This window comes from Bacillus sp. DX3.1 (assembly GCF_030292155.1).
In the GTDB taxonomy this organism is placed as follows: domain Bacteria; phylum Bacillota; class Bacilli; order Bacillales; family Bacillaceae_G; genus Bacillus_A.
On record NZ_CP128153.1, the window covers coordinates 1,707,786 to 1,728,293 of the forward strand.

A 20,508-nucleotide genomic window follows, 5' to 3' on the forward strand; every position below is an offset into this window, starting at 1 on the left:
CATGTTACTGAAATTATCCGTACATAGTATACGAAAGATGATGAAAGACTATCTTGTCCTTTTAATCGGTCTTGTGATTAGCATTAGTATTTTTTATATGTTTCAAACGATGGCTTTAAATACTGCGTTTACAAAAGAAAACAGTATCATTAGTAGTATTCGTCTCGTCTTTGGTGTAGGAGCTGTATTACTTTCCTTTATTACATTGTTTTACATACTATATGCCAATTCGTTCTTGCTCACATTACGCCGAAAAGAGTTAGGGATGTACATGATGCTTGGTGCAAAAAAGAAAAAGGTTGCACAGTTACTATTTATTGAAACGTTAGGGCTTGGTACTGTCGCTCTTATCATTGGAAGTGCGGTAGGTCTCGTATTAGCAAGTACAGTGGGGAACTTTCTTATAAATGGGATGGATGTATCAGCGAAAGGGTACGAGGCGTTTTATATGCCTGCTTTACTCACAACGCTCCTTTTCTTCTTTGTGCTCTTTGTAGTTACAGGTATCGTAAATAGTATCCGTCTCCTGCGTAAAACAGAACTAGAGCTCATACGAGAAGATGAAACGCAAGATACGGTAGAAAAAAGTAAACGTCGTATTACAATCTTTACGGTTCTTGGTATTTTGATGTTAGGAATTGGGTATTACTCCATTGTTCATGTGGAGAAGATGCAGGAAACTGGCCTTATAGCTGCGACAATTTGTACGACTATTGGAACTTATTTTATATTTGGTTCGCTGCTGCCTTTATTTGTTACGATGCTAAAGAAAAATAAAAAAAGAAATGAGACAGGGCTTAATAGTTTTACATTTGCTCAGCTACGCTTTCGTATTAACAGCTTATCGAGAGTACTAGGTACAGTTGCAATGCTAATTGCATTAGGTGCTGGTGCGATGACAGCGGGGATGGCGTTTCAAAAAAATGTCGGGATGACGACAGAGTTTTCACGTGTGTATGATGCGACGATTCATGATCCAAATGTAGAAGATGTACATGCGTTAAAGCAAATGAACATTACAGAAGAAAAAAAATATGCCTATAAAGAAAATGAAGAAGCTGTTTACTTTTTACGTGATGATTTACTTGATCACCCACCACTTATTTCTGAGCACCAAAGTGCGAAAAAAAGTAAAGAACTAGTTCGTGTCCGTGTGAAAGAGGTACTTCCTGAATCGGTATACACTTCACTTGAGAATCCAGACACGCGGAAACACCCAGGTATGCCAGATCAATGGGAAGAAGCACTCATTCGAGAATTTCAAATTAGCTATAATCAATTCGGAGGAAAACCACTTCGTATTGCGGACAAAGAAAACTATGACAAAGTACAAGGGACATCGCATTCACTTCTTTTAGTTCGTGTCGATGATTTGCAAAAATATAAACCGTTACTTACTAAAATTGATCAACGACAAAAAGAAGTTGCTGAAAAAAATGTTGGTGAAGAAGTAGAGATGCAAACGAAAATGACGACTTATCAGTTTATGTATTCCTTTATGAGTGGCACGATGTTTATGGGCTTTTTCCTAGGTATTGCCTTTCTTGCAATGATGGCAAGCTCACTCATGTTTAAAATTTTAACAGGAGCATCTAGAGATACACGCCGCTATGCAATGCTACGAAAAATTGGTGTAAGAAAAGGGATGCTCTCTCTCAGCATCTATAAAGAAGTATTTTTCATCTTCTTATTCCCTGGTCTTGTTGGAATTGCTCATGTACTTGTCGGTATGAATCTCTTTTCATTCATTCTGCTTGATCCGTATGTGAAAATTTGGGTGCCAATTAGCTTGTTTATACTCATTTATCTTGCATATTACTGGATTACAGTAGTCTTGTATAAAGGTATGGTATTGCCGAAAGAAAGATGAATTTCCTATATATATTGGTACATCACTGATTTGGAGTGATGTACTTTTTGCTTTTAAAGCCTTTAATACATTGAGATGAATGTTTTTTCGGAAAATTCTCACGTTTGAGTGCTATAATAAAAGAGAATATTGTGTTATTTCATTTTGAACAAGGAGGAAAAGTATGCAAGGGGAGATACAAGAGAATAAAAGTCCAAGTTATGTAAATCAATTGTTATTACCAATTACAAAATCGCGCCATTTTACTTTCTTATGGATTGGTCAACTACTTTCAGTCCTTGGAAGTTCCATTACAATGGTCATTCTTCCAGTGGTTGTATATAACTTAACAGGGTCAACAGTTGTTATGGGAATGACGATGGCGATGTACATGCTTCCAAACGTACTGGTTTTACCGTTTTCAGGGCTAATCGTTGACCGTCTCAACCGTATTAAATTGATGTTATTCACTGACATTGTTCGATTTATATTAATGATAACGCTCACGGTACTTATTTTTTCAGATATTTTAACAATTACAATTCTATATGTATTAGTAGCAATATATGGCCTTATGGATGGTTTGTTTCAACCTGCCTATTCAGCGGTGCGAGCGAGAGTATTTGTGCCAGAAATTCGTAATGCGGCTAACGCATTGACTCAGGTGAGTAATCAAGGTGTACGCTTAATCGGTCCAGCGCTTGGGGGGCTCATTGTTTCTGTTACATCAGCAGGTTTCGGGTTTGGTTTAGACGCGTTAACATATTTGCTCTCTTTTATATGTTTATTATTTTTAAGAGATTTGAAAACAAAAAAAGTGCAAGAATCTGCGGACAATACATTTAATATAAAAAAAGATTTTACGGAAGGGATTGTCGTATTAAAGAGTCATCCTTGGTTATGGATCACGATTTTAGCGTTCTCATTTATTAATATTTGTTACGCGGGTATCGTCGTTGTATTAATTCCATGGTTATTCAATATTCACCATCACTTTGAACCTTTTGTCTACGGTCTCGGCATGGCATTCTCTGGAGGGGGTGCAGTAGTTGCTGCCCTCATTTTCGGTGGGAAACAACAATGGCATAAGCGAGGGTTATTTGCTTATGGCGGTGTTTTGATCAGCGGCCTGGCACTTTTGATCATGCCTTTTGTTTCGTGGGCTCCGGGATTAATTGGATTGATGGCAGTTGAAGGATTTGGTATTATGATTTTTGGATTGATTTGGGAGACGAGTTTACAAGAGCTTGTACCGGAAGAAGCATTCGGGAGAGTTGCTAGTCTCGACATGCTCGGATCCTTTGCGTTATTACCGCTAGGGTATTTGGGAGTGGGCTGGTTGGCCGATGTGATCGGCGGAACTTTGACCATTGCGATTTTAGCGATTGCAGCTATTGTAGTGGTCGTAAGTGCTCTATCTGTTCCAAGCATTCGTCAATTTGATTAAATGTGGAGTTTCTGAAGCGGTTCAATTCAAATACATAAAAACGAATAAATATTTTGGTATTCAGGCAATGGGTACCAAAATATTTATATTTGAATCTTTTCCTTTGCAATATTTGTAGAAGTATCTTTGAGAATTAAGAAAAGGAACGTAAGAACTTTTTCTACCATATAGCCATGGTTTGACGTGAAAAAATAGTAAGCTCTGCTTAAAGGCAGAGCTTACTGCTCGTTAAATACGAATGTTTGCTTGTATTTTCTTCCTGCATTTTCTGGGTGTCCATTATAAGTAAACTGTTTTTCTTCCCATTTGATTACAACCTCAAATTTATTTGCTTTCGCATATAACGGGAAATTCATATGCGTAAAACTTGTTCGACTCTTGGATATACTCATATCAGAAACGCTAAAAAGTTCGTAAGCCTTTCTTGCCTGAGGATCATTTCGATATACTTCAACGGATACATTGGATACGTCTTTCCCGATATTTTTTACAAATAAACTGTATGTATCAAATTCACCATTTTTGGGTTGCAGTGCTTTTAGATTTTCACTTTTGGATTTATCAATTTCGATATACCATTGTTTAGACTTCGATGCAACTGGCAGTTCTTGAAATGTAAAAGCGCTTGTTTGAAGAGGGAGTGCAAAGCATATGAAAGCAAGTAAGAGCAGTACTTTTCTTTTCATGTATAGGTCTCCAATTTATTAATAATGTTAGCTTTTATTCAGTTAGTCTGTGCGATATTTCATAAATTATGCAGTGAATCATGAAAGCATAGTAAAATGGTGATGAATATTCAAAAAGATAGATTGTTTAGTATGTATAGAACGAACTATTATACCAGGAGTGAACAGGGATTAAATATTATTGGGTATATAGACAATAATATGCAGGTAACGCTAGAATTTTGGTTAGATAACATAGAGCATGCCATGCTATGGAAATTCGCTTGGATGATGCAAAAGTACAATAAACGGTAACTAATATTAGGGATTAAAAAGGGACAATTCTATGATAGTTCCTTTTTTGTTTGAGTGAACATTAGGTGGTGGTACTCAGAATTATAGATTGACTTATATTATCTGTATAAATCCATTTTGATTTTTCGACATATAGCCGTGGCTATGGATAACAAAAGGTGACCTGCACTCGTTTTCTCTCTTTGTTTTCACTATGTCTGGGCAGGAAAAGGATCTGACCGCTTCTATGCATGAACGGGTGCTCTCTCCCGCCTAAAAAGAAGGGGTTTATGTCGGTTTTTTAATTTATATTTATATAGTTTCTTTGTATTTGAATGGGGGGTATAATATTTGAATTTATTGTATTTTTATACCACATATTAACTGATAAAAAGAATTGCATAAAAATACTTAATTATGCTAAAATAATTAAAATTTGACTTATTTATTTTATTTTTCAAGGTCATAGTAGGAGGAAATGGAATGAATGCTTTCATTAGAAGAAAGTCTATAGACCAATTGCAAAAAGAAGGCCGCAAAAGTAATGGATTAAATCGAGTTCTAGGATTGTGGCAACTTACTGCAATTGGTTTAGGAGGCATTATTGGAGTAGGCATCTTTGTGTTAACTGGTGTAGCGGCTTCTGAACACGCAGGACCTGCAGTTATTTTATCTTTTATCATTGCAGGATTAGCTAGTGCAGCAGCTGCGTTATGCTATGCGGAATTTGCTGGATTAATTCCTGTTGCTGGAAGTGCTTATACATACAGCTATGCTGTACTGGGAGAAGGTGTAGCTTGGCTAATTGGGTGGGATCTTTTACTCGAATATATTTTAGTAGTTGGGGTAGTCGCCATCGGGTGGTCTGGTTATATGCAAGAATTACTTCAACAAATTGGAATTCATATTCCCGTCTGGGCTCAAGGAGCTCCAGGTACAGGTGCTGGTCATAGAGTAGATTTAATTGCAATGATCATAAGTCTTGCTATTGCGGGTTTGTTGACATTGGGTATGGAGTGGGGATCTAAATTTAATAACCTTATGGTTATCATTAAGTTAAGTATTATTTTAGTAGTAATTGCTGTAGGAATTTTCTATATTGATTCTGCTAATTGGCATCCTTTCATGCCTTTTGGTTTCAATGGTGTAATGAGTGGTGCTGCTCTTGTATTTTTTGCTGTATTTGGCTACGATACATTAACTACAACGGCAGAAGAAGCAAAAAATCCACAACGTGATTTACCGAAAGCTGTAGTAATTTCTTTGGCTATTGCGTTATGTCTATATATTGGGATGTCTTTGGTAATTACAGGCATGGCACCATACGATACATTGAATAATGCCGCACCGGTAGCTAAAATTTTTAGTGATGCTGGATTAAAGTGGATTACTTTATTCATTTCTGCTGCTGCCATTACCGGTATTCTTTCTGTTTTATTTTCCTTTATGCTTGCTGGTTCACGAATATGGTTTGCTATGAGTCGAGACGGTTTGTTACCAAAATGGTTTACAAAGTTACATCCTAAATATAAGACACCACATCGTCCAACTTTAATAATTGGAGTTATTACTGCAATTATCTCGGGTGTTACTCCTATTAGTGAAGTGGCAGAACTAGTTAATATTGGTACTTTGTCAGCGTTTATTTTAATTTGTGCATCTATAATTGTGTTAAGAAAAAGGCGACCAGAATTAGAAAGGAAATTTAAGACACCTTTAGTTCCGTTAATTCCTTTAATTGGGATTGGTTTTTCATTTTATCTTATTATGAGCCTTCCTGTAATTACCTGGATTCGCTTTATAGTTTGGATGATTCTCGGACTAGTTATTTATATGTTATATGGAAAAAATAAAAGTAATTTGGCTGGAGATAAAAAATAATTGTAAGTTTTTGTTGATATGAGTAATTTTGTGAGTTTTTCTTTTGTTACGACTTGTAATATTCGCTATGTCTCTTTTTGACTGAATATTAATGGAATTATACTTATTGAAGTGAAAAGTTAATCTTTTAAAAATGGATAAATAGTAATTTGAATATTATTCTCATAGAGACATTGCTATTATGTTTGTTATCAAAGCTACAATGTGATGTGTAGTGATTACAAATTAATCAAGAAGTATATATTTTTTTAATAATGGCTACATGAACTAGTTTTTTATAATTAAATTGAAAAGCAATATGAATAAAAGTAGGATGATACTCAAATTCTTCTTTAGTGAATTTTGAATATCATCCTATTTAATTTATCTTTGTATTAATATTGTGCAATTCATTGTTTGTTATCAATCAGAAAGGATGTAGTTATTAGGTCCTTTTTTATTACCATCCAGTTCCGTGTTCAGATTCAGAAACTACAATTTCTCCACCATCGTCATCAGCCATACCTACACCCCAAGGTTGTCCATGGTCATATGCCACGTTAACATTAAAAAAATCAGGTTATATGTATAAAAATAAAAATGGATTTATATAGTACCTGTTGTACGACTGATATTAATATCTTTACAAGCTTGTGATATGTGCAGGAGAGAACGTGGAGTACCAACAGGAAAAGCATTTAATGTATGGAATTCATAGAGTTGGGTATTATATTAACGAAACCTTTTTCATCAAAGTTTCTCCTTTTGGGAAGACTGCTTACGTATCAAGTGGTCTTCTTTTTTATGTTTACCTCGACATTAGTGCAGGAATTGATTCTGTGCTAAATCTTGTGGATTTGAAAGGTACTCCCAATTCGGGATCATACAAGTTTGGAGGTAAAAAAATGTGGTAATTGCAGGATATTTGGAAAGAGATTGATGAAAATGACTTTTCGGTTTTGAGAGAGGGGCAAGCACTAACAAGCTATACCAGTTTCGGTTTTGGATGTATAGATGTAAAGATATAGTTTCAAAGTTTGATAGCGATTGTTGAAGTAAACCAAGTATGTATGTTGTAGAAATGAGAATGCAGTAGAAAAAATTTTGGAATCATTAAAGAGAATACCCCTGCGTAAATTTCTTTTAATATAGATGTCATATAACCTTTATGACATGAAACTTCTCTTTTCACAAGATTGTTATGATGTTTGTTATTTTATCCTTCTTACATCACGTTTGTTATATAAGAAAGTAAACATTGTATTTTTTTACACGAACAAACAGCCGTCGATATATCGACGGCTGTTTCATTTCGTAATAGATGTTTTTATCGTATACATTAAGCACTTGGCATTGGTGTTGAAGTGGCTTTTATATCTTCTTTTTTGTATTGTTTATCTATATATTGACGAATTTCTAAAGTTGATGCTCCATTTTGTTTCATCAATACAGATTGAAAAGCGATATCTACACAAGCCGCGTGCTTCATTGCATGAGAGCTCCATATAACCTCTCCGTTCTGTTTTACTTCACGGATAAAGCAATCTTTATTGCTTCTATGCTCTGAGTTTTCTCCACAACCACAGTAACAAGGAATCCATTCTAATAGTTCAATGTTTTTTCCTGCCATTCCATAAATTTGAGAGACCTGACCATTTTTAGATGATGATAGGAAAGAAGGGAGTGTTTCTACACTAGTTGTCGTCTCTAGAATATCGTCTTTGTAATGATCATCTTCATTTTTTTGCTCGTTTTGTTGATTCTGTGTCTTGTTGTTCTTATTGGCTGATGAATCATTAGCAGAACTACAGCCAATTAATACCACAAATAATAGGCTTACCAATAAAACTACAGGCATGATCTTTGACATCATACTGTCTCCTCTCTGTAGAAATACCTTTATATGTAATAGTACTTCCTGCATAATGCTCTATAATCATTTCGTTTTTGATCTTGTTAGTAACATGAACAAAGTAATCAAACAAAAAGCAATTAAAGCTAAGAAGGGAATTGTAATAAAACCTAGCCAATTAATATAATCTACATTACAAGGAACACCTTGGACACATGGTTTAATCTCTGAAAAACCCGGGATTTTTTGTATTGCATAGTGATAAAGCGAAATACTTCCACCGATAATAGAAAGTGGTAACACATATTTTTTGATTTTCTTTTCGTTATAGAATGTGGCAACGCCTAAAATGATACTGAGTGGATACATCATGATTCGTTGGAACCAGCATAATTCACATGGTATGAACCCACGAACTTCACTGAAGTACAGACTACCTAGTGTAGCAACCATTGAAACGATCCAAGCCATATATAAGGTATAGTTACGCCATTCAAAGTTTTTTTGTACGGTATTCATCATTTCTTTTCCTTCAATGCTTTTTCGATTAAATTTTTGATTTTTTCATAATCATAAGGATCGGATAGCATCGTGCCATTAATAACAATACTTGGTGTTTTTTCTACGCCATAATCTTGTACCAGCTTTTCATCTCTGTTTACTTCTTCTTGCTCCGCTTGTTTGTTTAAATCCTCTTCTAGCTTAGTTACATTTATATTTGGTGTATATGTTCTCGCGATTTCTAGCAGCTTTTCCGAAGTAATCCATGGATTATCATGATTTTGTGGCTGTGCTTTAAATATTTCCTTATGGAATATCCAATAAGATTGCGGATCTTGTTTAAAAACAGATTCGGCAGCCAAAGCAGACAATTTAGATTCTGTTCCATGGAATAAAACATTAACATATGAAAATTTAACTTTACCAGTATCTATATAATCTTTTTGGAGTTGAGGGAAGATTCGTTCACCCCACGCTTTGCATGCGGGACACTTATAATCACCGAACTCTACAATAGAGACCGGTGCATCTTCTTTTCCTAAAGTAGGCTGATTTCCTATAGAAGGTAACTCTTTCATAACTTTATTGCCTGTTGCTTTTTCTTCTTTGTTATTCATCACAACAAAAGCTGTAACTACAGCAAAGATTAATAATGTGATAACAAGTAATAGCTTTACGTGAGACGCTTGCTTTTTCTTCATGTGAACACCTCAATTTTTTAGAATTTAATAAGACAATACTAACAATCTTCTATTCTATCGAATTCGTTTAATATCTCGGATGATATCTTCATATGGTGTGTTTTGTAGACCTGAATATTTCTTCACAACTTTTCCACTTTTGTCGACAAGATAAAAACTTGTTCCATGTATAACTTGTGTATTGTTTTCTGGTTTGGTCACAAGAGCTTGAAAGTTCTTTTTTGCAAATTTTTCAATTTCTGGTCGTGTATAGCCTGTTAGGAAATGAGTCCTAGTTGCATCCATTTCATAGACTTTCATGAACTCTGTTATTTTTTCAGGTGTGTCTACTTCAGGATCTACACTAAATGATACAAATTCTACATCTTTAATTCCTTCTGCATTCAACATTTTCTGAAGTTTTGCCATATTGGCTGTCATAGGTGGGCAAACTGTTTGGCAGCTTGTAAAGATAAAATCAGCTACCCATACCTTTTCTTTTAACTCAGATGAACCAAACTTTTTCCCGTTCTGATCTGTAAATGAAAACTTTTCCACGTCCCAATCTAGTGAATCTCTTAGTTTGTTATCGCTACATGCTCCTAAGATCGTAATTACGAAAATAAGCATAAGTAATCCAATTAAACGTATTTTTTTCATATGTATACCCTTTCAATTTGTATTTAAGATACGGAGCTACTAGGTAGGGTAGTCCCGTATAATATTATTTGTTTCGTAACAAGCGCATACTGTTAAGTATTACAAGAAGTGCAGCACCTGTATCACTCAGTACAGCAATCCAAAGTGTGAGCCAACCTGGGAAGATAAAGGCAAGCGCGATAAATTTAATAATCAATGAGAACCAGATGTTCTGTTTAATAATGTGTAATGCTTTCCGGCTTAGTTTCATTGTATAAGGAAGTTTTTCAAGGTTATCTGCCATCAATACAATATCTGCTGTTTCCATTGCAGTATCGGTTCCTGCACCGCCCATGGCAATCCCAAGGTTTGCTGTGGCAAGGGCAGGGGCATCATTAATGCCGTCTCCAATCATGGCTATCGTTTTTCCTTCAGATTGGAGTTGTTTCACAGAATGCACTTTATCTTCTGGCAGTAAATTAGCGAAATAACGATCAACTTTCGCTTTCTGTGCAATGTGCTCAGCTGTCCCTTCATTATCTCCTGTTAACATAACGGTTTCTTGAATGCCTGCTCGTTTTAATTCTTGTATTGTTTGATAAGTAGTGGAACGAATGGAATCTGCTACGGAAATCATCCCTAGAATAGTATGGTTTGTTCCGACAAGTACCACCGTTTGACCAATTCGTTGCATTTCTTGAATCGGTTCTTTCCACACTTGAAGGGAGACACCTAAATCATCGAATAGGGCGGCATTTCCAGCATAATAGGTTTCTCCATCGATATTTACTTGTGCACCTTTACCTACAATTGTACGGAAGTCTCTTCCTTCTTGAACGGGAATTTGCTGTTCCTTTGCATATGCTGTAATTGCTCTTGCGATTGGATGATTGGAGTATTCCTCAATCGTTGTCGCAATTGACAATAACTCGCTTTCAGAACAATCTAGGCTTCTCGCGTGCATTACTTTTGGTTTTCCCTCGGTCAATGTTCCTGTTTTATCAAATGCGATAGCATTTAACGCGCCTGCCACTTCTAAAGCTGTCCCACCTTTAATGAGTACACCGTTTCTCGCAGCATTTCCAATAGCAGATACAATTGCGACAGGGGTAGAGATGACCAAAGCACAAGGACATGCGACAACGAGGAGTTCCAGTCCTTTATAAATCCAATCCATCCATGTTCCCATACCGAGAAGAGGAGGGATTACCATTACAACAAGTGCTAATAGAAAGACGATTGGTGTATAAATTTTTGCAAAATGATCAACAAATGCTTCGGTCGGTGCTTTTTTTTCTTGTGCTTCCTCAACAAGGTGAATAATCCGCGAAAGAGTAGTATCCTCGACAAGTTTGGTTACCGTGATCTCTAGAGAGCCTTCTTCATTAATCGTTCCAGCATACACTGAATCACCAATTTGTTTATCTATAGGGATGGATTCACCTGTAATAGGTGATTGGTTTACAGTAGAAGCGCCTCCTACAATCGTTCCATCCAATGGGATTTTTTCACCTGGCTTCACAACAATTGTTGTGTTTACTGTAATATTCTCTATGGATTTTTTTACAAGTTCTGTTCCAACTTTCACCCATGCTTCTGAGGGTGCTAAATCAATAAGTCCACGAATTGATTCACGCGTACGTTCAATAGATTTGTTTTGTAACGTTGCACCTAATGCAAATAGCCAAACAACCGTTGCACCTTCTAACCATTGTCCGATTAGAGCAGCACCAATAGCAGCAGATATCATGAGAACATTCATATCCAGTGCTTTACTTCTTAAAGCATAAAAAGCACTTTTTGCAGGTTTATATCCTCCAATTAGAATACTGGCTGCATAGAGAAGTGTAATGAGGAGGGGTGGTGTATTTGCAAAACCACCGAAAAATCCTAAAGCTAAAAACAATCCTGAGAGAATCAAAGTTGTATTTTTGGATTTTGGAGCTGGTGTTGCTCCTCTATGAGCTCCTGCTAAGGATGCTTCAAACCCTGCGTTGGACACTTCTTTTATAATGTCATCTACGTTTCGTTCATGACGAATATGCATTTTTCCAGTAGCAAAGTTTACTCGAACTTCTTGAACACCGGACACGTTTTGTAAATGTTTTTCAATTGTTAGGGCGCAAGCACCACAATCCATGCCTCCGACCAGATATGTTTGTACGCCATCTCCTGTTACTTTCTGAGTATCACGAGGTGATGTGTCTTCACATGAGCTATCATTACAACAAGAAGAAGTTTTTGGTGTTACTTCTTCTTTTGGTGTGGCGGATGTAGAAGAGCCACATGAAGATACCTTTTCTGGTTTGGGCCCACAACAAGAATCAGAAGAATCACTTTCTGTTTTTACAGTATTGGTGTTACTACTGCAGCAGGAAGTCTTCTTAGCAACGGGAATGATCGGAATCTCTTTTTTAGAAGAACAACATGATGATGTTTCCTTTGCTATTTCTTCTTTAACAGGAGTTGGTGAAGAATCACTGCACGAAGAAGTTTGACAGGTCTGTTTCTCTTTCTTATCCGTCATGACAACTCTCTCCCTTTTGAGATAAGCATGCATCGTTTTTATCACATGATGCTACTTCGTTCTGTACTTCATGAAATACAACATCAAACATTGTAAGTAACTGTTCGATTTGTGCATTTCGTAAAGAATAGTAGACGTATTTTCCTTCTTGTCTTCCAAGTATAATGCCGCATCCTTTTAAACAGTTCAGATGTTGGGATATATTTGACTGATTTCCTTTGATAATTTCTACAATTTCAGATACCGTTTTTTCGCCATCCATCATACATTGAAGAATCTGAAGCCTTGTTTTATCAGCAAAGCCACGAATAAATTTGGCTTTTACATCTAAATCATTTGTATTGCACAATTGCATTCACTCCATTCATATTAGTCAATACTAATATGTTTATTCTCCATTCATATTAGCATTGACTAATATGTGTGTCAAAAAAATTTAAAAAAGTCTGAAAAATATTCGTTTGCTCTATTTTTAACTTGAAGGGCTAAGGATAAATTTTTGCATAATGTGTTTTTATGAAAAATTGGATAAAAATCCCTTGACGTGTAAAAAGGGAATGCTATAATGAACGAAAATATATGAACATATGAACAATTATTCATATGAAATTTAAAAAGTAGGTAATGGAGGTGGAGGCGTGTTAGATGTTATTGTGATTGGTGCTGGGCAAGCTGGTTTAAGTATGGGTTACTTCTTGCAACAAGGACGCTATCATTTTGTAATACTTGATGGAGAAAAAAGAATTGGAGCCTCATGGAGAAACAGGTATGATTCTTTGATTCTATTTACACCTAAGTCATATAGTTCACTGCCAGGGATGAAGTTAGAAGGAAATGAAAATGCATTTCCTACAAAAGATGAAATTGCAAACTATCTTGAAACGTATACTAATCGTTTTTCATTACCAGTACAGGTGGAAACAACTGTACATAAAGTACAAAAAATAGGAAATACATTTGAGGTATCTACCAATAAGGGAGTTTTTCTGTCCAAACATGTCATCATCGCATCTGGTGCTTTTCAGAAACCGTTTATTCCCTCAATTTCTCAAGGACTTTCACAAGAGGTGTTTCAAATTCATTCTTCTCAATATCAATCACCAAAGAAAATCCCAGATGGTCCTGTCCTCGTGGTAGGCGGCGGGAATTCTGGTACACAGATTGCAACCGAACTTGCGGAAAGTCGCGATGTAATCATTGCTATTAGTCATCCGTTTAAATTTTTACCCCTCAAAATTATAGGTAAAAGCATCTTTCATTGGTTAGAAAAGCTTGGTTTATTATATGCCGGAACCAATACAAAGCGCGGAGCATGGTTTCAAAAACAAAGTGACCCTATTTTTGGATTTGAATTAAAAAAATTGATTCGTGAGGGGAAAGTGGAAACCAAACCGAGAGTGACACAAACACAGGAAAGAGAGGTAACCTTTGACGATCACAGTAAAATAAACGTGCAAAATATTATATGGTCAACAGGTTTTGTTCCTGACTACAAATGGATAGACATAAAGGGGATTTTAGATGAAAAAGGTTTTCCTCTTCATAACAGGGGTGTGAGTCCAATCCAAGGGTTATATTATATTGGATTACCGTGGCAACATCAAAGAGGTTCAGCGCTTATTTGTGGAGTAGGGAGAGATGCTGAGTTTATATATTCAGTTATAAAAGGGACTTAAAAAAATAATTTAAATAACATTATTAACCCAAATAGGAAAGGTAGCTGTTTTAGCTACCTTTTTTATTTTGAAAATGCCATTTGATAATTTTTATTTCTACAAAATAGATTGTATACTTCCATGAATCATACGCATAACGCTTTGAGTAGCGTGTTTAGTTACCCCTTTATTACAGTAATATGGGAAAACTTTTTTGTAATTTCAAAGCAACATTGACGAGTGCAATTAAAACAGGAACTTCTACTAATGGACTGATAACGGCTGCGAAGGCTGCACCTGAATGAATCCCCAATACTCCTACTGTAACAGCAATTGCTAAACCAATCATAATCAAATCAATCATGTATTCTGGATACCCTTGTAAAAAAACGATTGCTAATACAAACATTAAAATCGGTCCGATGACCCAATTTTGAAATAAAGATAATAATAGCACTTTCCAGTCTTTAAATACGCGCTACATCTCTTCGTAGCGAACCTTTGCTAGTGGTGGATACATCATAATAATTAATCCAATTGCAATTGGAATGGAAGTTGTTCCTACTTGTAAGGAATTTAGATGATCAACAAGGTTCGGTGATACATAACCAATTAACACACCTAATGCCATAGCCAAATCCATAATGTTAAATAACGATCTAAAAAAGATAAGTTCTTACTGACATTACCCAATTTATTCTTCTCCTTGATAGATATTGTCGTTTGATTATATGGTTTTCAAGTATTTTGAATGAACGAAGGTTGTTCTTTATAAAGAATAAGTGAAATGTCATATGTATGAGTTGTGTTTATGGCGTAGGAAAAAAGGAAACCTTATAAAAGAGAATTTGTTGCTTAAGTTTTTGATCTACAAGTATTTTTCAGTTGAACATATAAGTTAATGCTTATATACTTATGGTGAGAAAAGGAGGTTGAGATATGCAAAAAACAATATTAGAAATTGAAAAGGTATCAAGTATCCTTAAATTATTAGGAGATAAAACGCGATTAGCGATGATGCGAATGGTATATGAACAAGAATATTGTGTTTGTAATTTTGTAGATATATTCAAAATGAGCCAACCTTCTATTAGTCAGCATGTACGCAAGCTGAAGGATGCAGGGCTTGTGAAAGAAGAAAGACGTGGACAATGGATTTATTACTCCATTAATAACGAAAGTGAATATTACGAATTGATTCAAGATGTGATTCGTCATGTAGCTCTTCCGCAAAGTGCAGCTACTTGTGATGATAACTGCTGTAACTAAAAGAAATAATAGGAGCTGAACAGACATGACAAAGAAAACAATCTATTTCTTATGTACAGGTAACTCTTGCCGTAGCCAGATTGCTGAAGGGTTTGGGGAAAATTATTTAGGTGATACATGGAATGTATATTCTGCAGGGATTGAAGCGCATGGCGTGAATCCAAATGCAATCAAAGCAATGAATGAAGTAAATATTGATATTTCAGGTCAAACATCAGATATAATCAACCGTGACATTTTAAATAAAGCAGACCTTGTTGTGACATTATGTGGACATGCACGAGACGTATGCCCAACAATTCCTCCACATGTTAAACATGAGCATTGGGGATTTGATGATCCAGCAGGACAAGATTGGTCAGTGTTTCAACGTGTGCGTGATGAAATTGGTACACGCATTAAGAAATTTGCGGAAACAGGTGAGTAATCAAAAATATAGCCGAGAACTTGTTCTCGGCTTCTTGTATATAGGAGGGGGAAAGAAAAATGAAAAAAATTGAAATTTATGATCCAGCAATGTGTTGTTCAACAGGCGTTTGCGGACCTAGTGTAGATCCAGAATTAATTCGTGTTTCTGTTGCTGTAAATAATTTAAAAAACAAAGGGTTCGATATTACACGCTATAACTTAGCAAGTGAACCAGATGCGTTTGCTTCCAATGAGATTATCAGTAAATTATTAATGGAAAAAGGTCCTGATGTACTTCCTGTTACTCTTGTTGATGGTGAAATTATGAAAGAAAAAGGACACTTATCAAATGATGAATTTGTTGCATTAACAGGACTAACAGAAGAAGAGTTAAGTCAAAAGCCTCGTGTACGTTTAGGTTTAAACGTGAAAAAGTAAAGAGAAGGAAGGAATAGACATGACTCGTTTATATGATCCGCAGACAATGGAATTTACACCATTTCTATTTTTTACTGGAAAAGGTGGTGTGGGGAAAACATCAACTGCTTGTGCAACCGCAGTCACATTAGCTGATAAAGGAAAGCGTGCTTTACTTGTAAGTACAGACCCGGCTTCGAACTTACAAGATGTGTTTGGTATGGAACTGACAAATCAACCAGTAGAAATTCCAAATGTAAACAATTTATTTGTAGCCAATTTAGACCCTGAAACAGCAGCAACTCAGTATAAAGAACGTGTTGTTGGTCCTTATCGCGGAAAACTTCCAGAGGCGGTCATTAACCAAATGGAAGAACAACTTTCAGGAGCATGTACGGTTGAAATTGCAGCATTTGATGAGTTTTCATCTTTACTAACGAATAGAGAACTAACAAAACAATATGATTATATTATTTTTGATACAGCACCAACAGGTCATACGTTACGTCTTCTTCAGCTTCCAACGGCATGGAGTGGGTTCTTAGAAGAAAGTACACATGGTGCTTCTTGTCTTGGGCCACTTGCTGGATTAGGAGATAAGAAAAAATTGTATGAAGAAACCGTTACGGCTCTATCAAATGGAGACCAAACAACATTGGTGTTAGTAACACGTCCAGATATATCTCCATTACAAGAAGCTGCAAGGGCTTCAAAAGAGCTTGGGGACATTGGTGTACAGAATCAATTGTTACTTATCAATGGTATGATGCAAAATCATGTAAAAGAGGATGAAGTATCAAAAGCCTTTTATGAGAGACAAACAAAGGCTTTAGAACAAATACCAAATGAGTTAAAACAGGTTCCAACCTATCATGTTCCTTTGGCACCGTTTAATTTCACTGGTATTGAAAACCTTCGGAAATTATTTATCAATAGCGCAATACCTGATATGGTGGCATTAGAATCCGAAGATATGGAAACAGCTCCTTTAAAAGATTTGATTGAAAATATACACGGGGATGGTCAACGTGTTATTTTCACCATGGGGAAAGGCGGCGTGGGGAAAACAACGGTCGCATCTACCATTGCGGTTGGTTTAGTAGAAAAAGGACACAACGTTCATTTAACTACTACCGATCCAGCGGCACACCTGGATCATGTCATGCACCATGAATTCTTACATGGAAACTTATCAGTAAGCCGTATTGATCCAAAAGTCGAAGTGGAAAAGTACCGAGAGGAAATTCTGAATCAATCAAGGGAGTTGTTAGATGAGGAAGGATTAGCATATTTAGAAGAAGATTTACGATCCCCTTGTACAGAAGAAATTGCGATCTTTCGTGCGTTTGCCAATATTGTAGAAAAAGCAAGTAACGAAATTGTTGTTATCGATACAGCACCAACGGGACATACATTACTATTGCTTGATGCAGCACATTCGTATCATAAAGAAATTGAACGTTCGGCTGGCGTGGTTCCAGTTTCGGTGCAACGATTATTGCCACGTCTTCGCAATCCGAAAGAAACAGGTGTTGTGATAGTTACATTAGCAGAAGCAACACCAGTGTTTGAAGCAAGTCGTTTACAAGAAGATTTAAAACGTGCAAACATTACACCGACTTGGTGGGTGATTAATCAAAGTTTATATGCAACGCATATTAAAGACCCTATTTTACATGGCAGAGCTATGTCAGAAATGGAATGGATGCGTGAAGTTGAGAAAAGATCGAATGGACAATTTGTAGTGATTCCTTGGAAAGCACAAGATATTGTTGGCTATGAAAATTTAAAACATTTAACAGTGTAAAAATAGAAAGGAAGAGGAGAGAATAACATGATTATTACAGATGGAGCAAAGGCATATATTGAAGAGGTTATGAAGGAACATGGTGTATCAACATTACGTTTTTCATTTGAAGGAGCAGGATGTTGTGGACCAAGCTGGGGAATGTCATTAGCTACGGCACAAGAAGATGATGTTGTACAAACGATTAATGGGCTAGAGATTGCAATAGATAAAAAGATTCTAGATACAGTAGATAAACTTACCCTTGATTTTGAAGGGAAAGGTGAAAAAGCAGGGTTAGTCTTCCACGGAGGAGAAAGCTGCTGTTAATAAAAAAACCATAATGATTAAATAGGGAGATATGGATATGAGTAGCTGTTGTAATAAATCTGTTAGCAAAAGCAAAGTTGAAGAACAACGGTGTCCGAAATGTTCAAAAGTAGGAAAAATAGTTTCTATAATAACGTTAAAATCATTGTTAGTTCCAGAAGCCCTATCAAATTTAAACAGCGAAATTGAATATTTCTTTTGTTTAACAAATGATTGTGATGTAGTTTATTATACTGCATCACAATTGAACTATAATAAAGCGGATTTAAAAGTTTCTGTTTATCAAAAAGACGAGAAAAGTAATGTACCTGTTTGCTACTGTTTTGGCTGGACAAGAGAAAAACTTAAGCAAGGTGCAATAAGTTCTGATCAGCCCCACTTACAAATTAAAGAACATGTGAAAGCAGGACGATGTGGATGTGAAGTTAACAATCCACAAGGTAGTTGTTGTCTTGGCAATGTAACTACCTACATGAAAACAATAATGAATTAAAGTTATAAAAAACAAAACCTAGCTACAATGATTGTAGCTAGGTTTTACTCTGTTTATTTACAGCATTGTGATTTATTATCTTTGTCTTTAGATGTTGAATTATTTTGATTTTCTTTTACTTCTTCAATTTTAATGCTACAGCAGTCCTTTTCTTTACTTTGAAATATTTTTTTGAAGATACTCATTGTACTTCCTCTTCTATATTAAATGAAATAAAATAGAAACCCAGAAAGCGTTGACATACTAAATACAGAAAGAACGAAAGCAACTACTAATTTCTTTTTAAAGATACTATTTAATAATGTTAGTTCTGGTAAGCTTGCACCTGCTGAACTAATCATTAGCGCCATAACAGGACCTAGTGCTATTCCTTTTGCAATCAACACCTTATGAGAAAAGAAGTACGGAAACTTTAAAAGAAAACCTAAAAGATGTCAAAGATACTTATAACGAAGATGACTGGTATTATGTGGGCGAAGAGATTTCAACTAAATTAAATGTAATCCTTCGAAATGATGGTGATAAATATTTAGAGGATGTATCTATTCGAATAAAAATCCCCAAAGAAGATGGGATTATTGTGGTGGACTGCATTCATTCAAAGCCACTTCATGGTATTGAAAGATTACATGCTGCGGCTATTTCTAATGCGACAATCAGTACAGTTATGAATTATCCAAGTGTGCAAACAGAAGAACATTACTTTATTGTTGTGTTTGTATTTCATGATATTTAAGGAATATTGATTACATAAGGTACTGTAATTACTTTTCCTTTATGCTGGAACTGCCCCCATATTTTATAGGTGCCACTTGTTGGGAATTCTGTATGGAACATTGCTTCAGGTCCCATGGTTTTTGAATCAGCTGGATGTACATGAAGGTATTTTTCAGTATCTTCACTTAAAATGACAACATGCCCAATTGCACCTAGATATGTTTCAAGATCAGTAATTGGTTTCTTGGTAGCTGCATCTTTTATGTTGAATTTGAGCATGACCTCTTTGTTGGGTTTTAATTCACCGTCATAACTTAATGTGATTTCTTTTCCATCCACAACTTTTACCAATGATTTGTCGGCTTGAAGAGGCTCTGTTTTTTGTTCCTTACCTTCTACTTTTATCGTATGTGTTTTCGTGGTTTGTGAACTTCCTTTTGGAATAAAGTCAGAGATGAGTTTATATTCTCCGCCTTTTGGGAAGGTTACGTCCACATTAAACTGTCCATTTTCATCATATGTAGGATGGATGTGATTGAAATAGGATAAATCTTTACTCACTACAATTAAATGCATTTTCTTTTCATGATTGATTTCATATTCTTCTATAGGTTTATTTTGGTTATCTTTGATTTCGATGGTTAATTTTTCTTTTTCGTTTTCTTTTGGATTGGAAGAAGATAAATGCCATGTGACATTCATATTTTGTGATTTCTTTTCGTTATGACCTGCATGTTCATTATCTTTACTTGTTTTTTCATTCTTTGTCTCGTGTTGATGAGACGTATTTTTAGAATCTGATTGATTCGTACATCCCGCGAAAATTCCCATAGTAAGTATCATACTTATACCTGTGGCAAGTGTTTTTTTCTTCATGTTATTACCCCCAGTTATATATTGTGTAAGCCAATCAGCTAGAAAATTTTATTTATTTATCATTTGTATATGAAGCATTCATATACATCATACCTTCACCTTCTTTTTTAATATACCCCCATTAAGTATGGGAAAAACAATATTTATTTTTTGTGTTTTTCTTTGTTATAAAAAGGTTTTGATAAGTAGCAAACAAAAAAATATTTACATACCCTATAGGGGTATGGTATTATAATTTTTGAA

General features: G+C 35.6%; 20 protein-coding genes and 2 pseudogenes. 12 read left to right on the plus strand and 10 right to left on the minus strand.

Translation table 11 applies throughout. The annotated features are described in order from the left end of the window. Position 1: 1 nt before the first annotated feature. Entirely contained in the window at positions 2-1,870 is a 1,869-nt protein-coding gene (locus QRE67_RS08510) for an ABC transporter permease (protein WP_286124459.1), read from the plus strand. Positions 1,871-2,033: 163 nt separating this feature from the next. Beyond that, positions 2,034-3,296, plus strand: a complete 1,263-nt coding sequence (locus QRE67_RS08515) for an MFS transporter (protein WP_286124460.1) — start codon at positions 2,034-2,036, stop codon at positions 3,294-3,296. 218 nt (positions 3,297-3,514) lie between these two features. Here QRE67_RS08515 and QRE67_RS08520 read toward each other — a convergent pair whose 3' ends face one another. After that, positions 3,515-3,982: a YozF family protein gene (locus tag QRE67_RS08520; protein WP_286124461.1), complete on the minus strand. Its 468-nt coding sequence runs from the start codon at positions 3,980-3,982 to the stop codon at positions 3,515-3,517. A 756-nt stretch (positions 3,983-4,738) separates the two neighbouring features. Between QRE67_RS08520 and QRE67_RS08525 the strand changes: the two genes are divergently transcribed. Together QRE67_RS08525 and QRE67_RS08530 are read left to right on the plus strand one after the other, a co-directional pair. After that, the gene (locus tag QRE67_RS08525; RefSeq protein ID WP_286124462.1) at positions 4,739-6,136 is read left to right on the plus strand and encodes an amino acid permease; all 1,398 of its coding nucleotides are present in this window, start codon (positions 4,739-4,741) and stop codon (positions 6,134-6,136) included. A gap of 653 nt (positions 6,137-6,789) precedes the next feature. Next, positions 6,790-7,029, plus strand: a complete 240-nt coding sequence (locus QRE67_RS08530) for a hypothetical protein (protein WP_286124463.1) — start codon at positions 6,790-6,792, stop codon at positions 7,027-7,029. A gap of 425 nt (positions 7,030-7,454) precedes the next feature. On the opposite strand, the gene QRE67_RS08535 is transcribed toward QRE67_RS08530, so the two are convergent. From QRE67_RS08535 to QRE67_RS08560, 6 genes are all read right to left on the minus strand, one after another. After that, on the minus strand, positions 7,455-7,985 hold the full coding sequence (locus tag QRE67_RS08535; RefSeq protein WP_286124464.1) for a PCYCGC motif-containing (lipo)protein: 531 nt from the start codon (positions 7,983-7,985) through the stop codon (positions 7,455-7,457). A 66-nt stretch (positions 7,986-8,051) separates the two neighbouring features. Continuing rightward, on the minus strand, positions 8,052-8,489 hold the full coding sequence (locus tag QRE67_RS08540; RefSeq protein WP_286124465.1) for a disulfide oxidoreductase: 438 nt from the start codon (positions 8,487-8,489) through the stop codon (positions 8,052-8,054). Beyond that, entirely contained in the window at positions 8,486-9,169 is a 684-nt protein-coding gene (locus QRE67_RS08545) for a DsbA family protein (RefSeq protein ID WP_286124466.1), read from the minus strand. The genes QRE67_RS08540 and QRE67_RS08545 overlap by 4 nt, the downstream gene beginning before the upstream one ends. A gap of 54 nt (positions 9,170-9,223) precedes the next feature. Then, a complete protein-coding gene (locus QRE67_RS08550) occupies positions 9,224-9,808 on the minus strand; it encodes an SCO family protein (RefSeq protein WP_286124467.1) in 585 nt (194 codons plus the stop codon). Between the two features lie 64 nt (positions 9,809-9,872). Continuing rightward, positions 9,873-12,314 (minus strand): heavy metal translocating P-type ATPase, encoded by a 2,442-nt coding sequence (locus tag QRE67_RS08555; protein WP_286124468.1) that lies wholly within the window; start codon positions 12,312-12,314, stop codon positions 9,873-9,875. Further along, complete coding sequence (locus QRE67_RS08560) at positions 12,304-12,663, minus strand: ArsR/SmtB family transcription factor (RefSeq protein ID WP_286124469.1); 360 nt, start codon at positions 12,661-12,663, stop codon at positions 12,304-12,306. Before QRE67_RS08560 ends, QRE67_RS08555 begins: the two co-directional genes overlap by 11 nt. Positions 12,664-12,952: 289 nt before the next feature. Between QRE67_RS08560 and QRE67_RS08565 the strand changes: the two genes are divergently transcribed. Then, positions 12,953-13,990 carry a flavin-containing monooxygenase gene (locus QRE67_RS08565; protein ID WP_286124470.1) on the plus strand — a complete coding sequence of 346 codons (1,038 nt, stop codon included), beginning with the start codon at positions 12,953-12,955 and terminating at the stop codon, positions 13,988-13,990. 289 nt (positions 13,991-14,279) lie between these two features. On the opposite strand, the pseudogene QRE67_RS08575 reads toward QRE67_RS08565, so the two are convergent. Then, positions 14,280-14,662 (minus strand): annotated as a pseudogene (locus tag QRE67_RS08575) (arsenic resistance protein); the annotation flags it as partial. Positions 14,663-14,908: 246 nt separating this feature from the next. Here QRE67_RS08575 and QRE67_RS08580 point away from each other — a divergent pair. The 6 genes from QRE67_RS08580 to QRE67_RS08605 are packed head-to-tail and all read left to right on the plus strand — an operon-like array spanning position 14,909 to position 18,672. Beyond that, positions 14,909-15,238 (plus strand): ArsR/SmtB family transcription factor, encoded by a 330-nt coding sequence (locus QRE67_RS08580; RefSeq protein WP_286124471.1) that lies wholly within the window; start codon positions 14,909-14,911, stop codon positions 15,236-15,238. A 25-nt stretch (positions 15,239-15,263) separates the two neighbouring features. Then, positions 15,264-15,665 carry an arsenate reductase (thioredoxin) gene (gene arsC, locus QRE67_RS08585; protein WP_286124472.1) on the plus strand — a complete coding sequence of 134 codons (402 nt, stop codon included), beginning with the start codon at positions 15,264-15,266 and terminating at the stop codon, positions 15,663-15,665. Between the two features lie 59 nt (positions 15,666-15,724). Then, positions 15,725-16,084 carry an arsenite efflux transporter metallochaperone ArsD gene (gene arsD / locus QRE67_RS08590; protein ID WP_286124473.1) on the plus strand — a complete coding sequence of 120 codons (360 nt, stop codon included), beginning with the start codon at positions 15,725-15,727 and terminating at the stop codon, positions 16,082-16,084. Between the two features lie 19 nt (positions 16,085-16,103). Beyond that, a complete protein-coding gene (arsA, locus tag QRE67_RS08595) occupies positions 16,104-17,870 on the plus strand; it encodes an arsenical pump-driving ATPase (protein ID WP_286124474.1) in 1,767 nt (588 codons plus the stop codon). A 27-nt stretch (positions 17,871-17,897) separates the two neighbouring features. Continuing rightward, complete coding sequence (locus QRE67_RS08600) at positions 17,898-18,179, plus strand: HesB/IscA family protein (RefSeq protein WP_286124475.1); 282 nt, start codon at positions 17,898-17,900, stop codon at positions 18,177-18,179. A 37-nt stretch (positions 18,180-18,216) separates the two neighbouring features. Continuing rightward, complete coding sequence (locus tag QRE67_RS08605; RefSeq protein ID WP_286124476.1) at positions 18,217-18,672, plus strand: putative iron-sulfur cluster-binding metallochaperone; 456 nt, start codon at positions 18,217-18,219, stop codon at positions 18,670-18,672. Between the two features lie 203 nt (positions 18,673-18,875). Here QRE67_RS08605 and QRE67_RS08610 read toward each other — a convergent pair. Further along, positions 18,876-19,061, minus strand: a pseudogene (locus tag QRE67_RS08610) (permease); the annotation flags it as partial. Here QRE67_RS08610 and QRE67_RS08615 point away from each other — a divergent pair. Continuing rightward, the gene (locus QRE67_RS08615; protein ID WP_286124477.1) at positions 19,046-19,408 is read left to right on the plus strand and encodes a hypothetical protein; all 363 of its coding nucleotides are present in this window, start codon (positions 19,046-19,048) and stop codon (positions 19,406-19,408) included. The pseudogene QRE67_RS08610 and the gene QRE67_RS08615 overlap by 16 nt on opposite strands. On the opposite strand, the gene QRE67_RS08620 is transcribed toward QRE67_RS08615, so the two are convergent. Continuing rightward, on the minus strand, positions 19,405-20,265 hold the full coding sequence (locus QRE67_RS08620) for a DUF8832 domain-containing protein (RefSeq protein WP_286124478.1): 861 nt from the start codon (positions 20,263-20,265) through the stop codon (positions 19,405-19,407). The two genes, QRE67_RS08615 and QRE67_RS08620, sit on opposite strands and share 4 nt — an antisense overlap. Positions 20,266-20,508 lie beyond the last annotated feature (243 nt).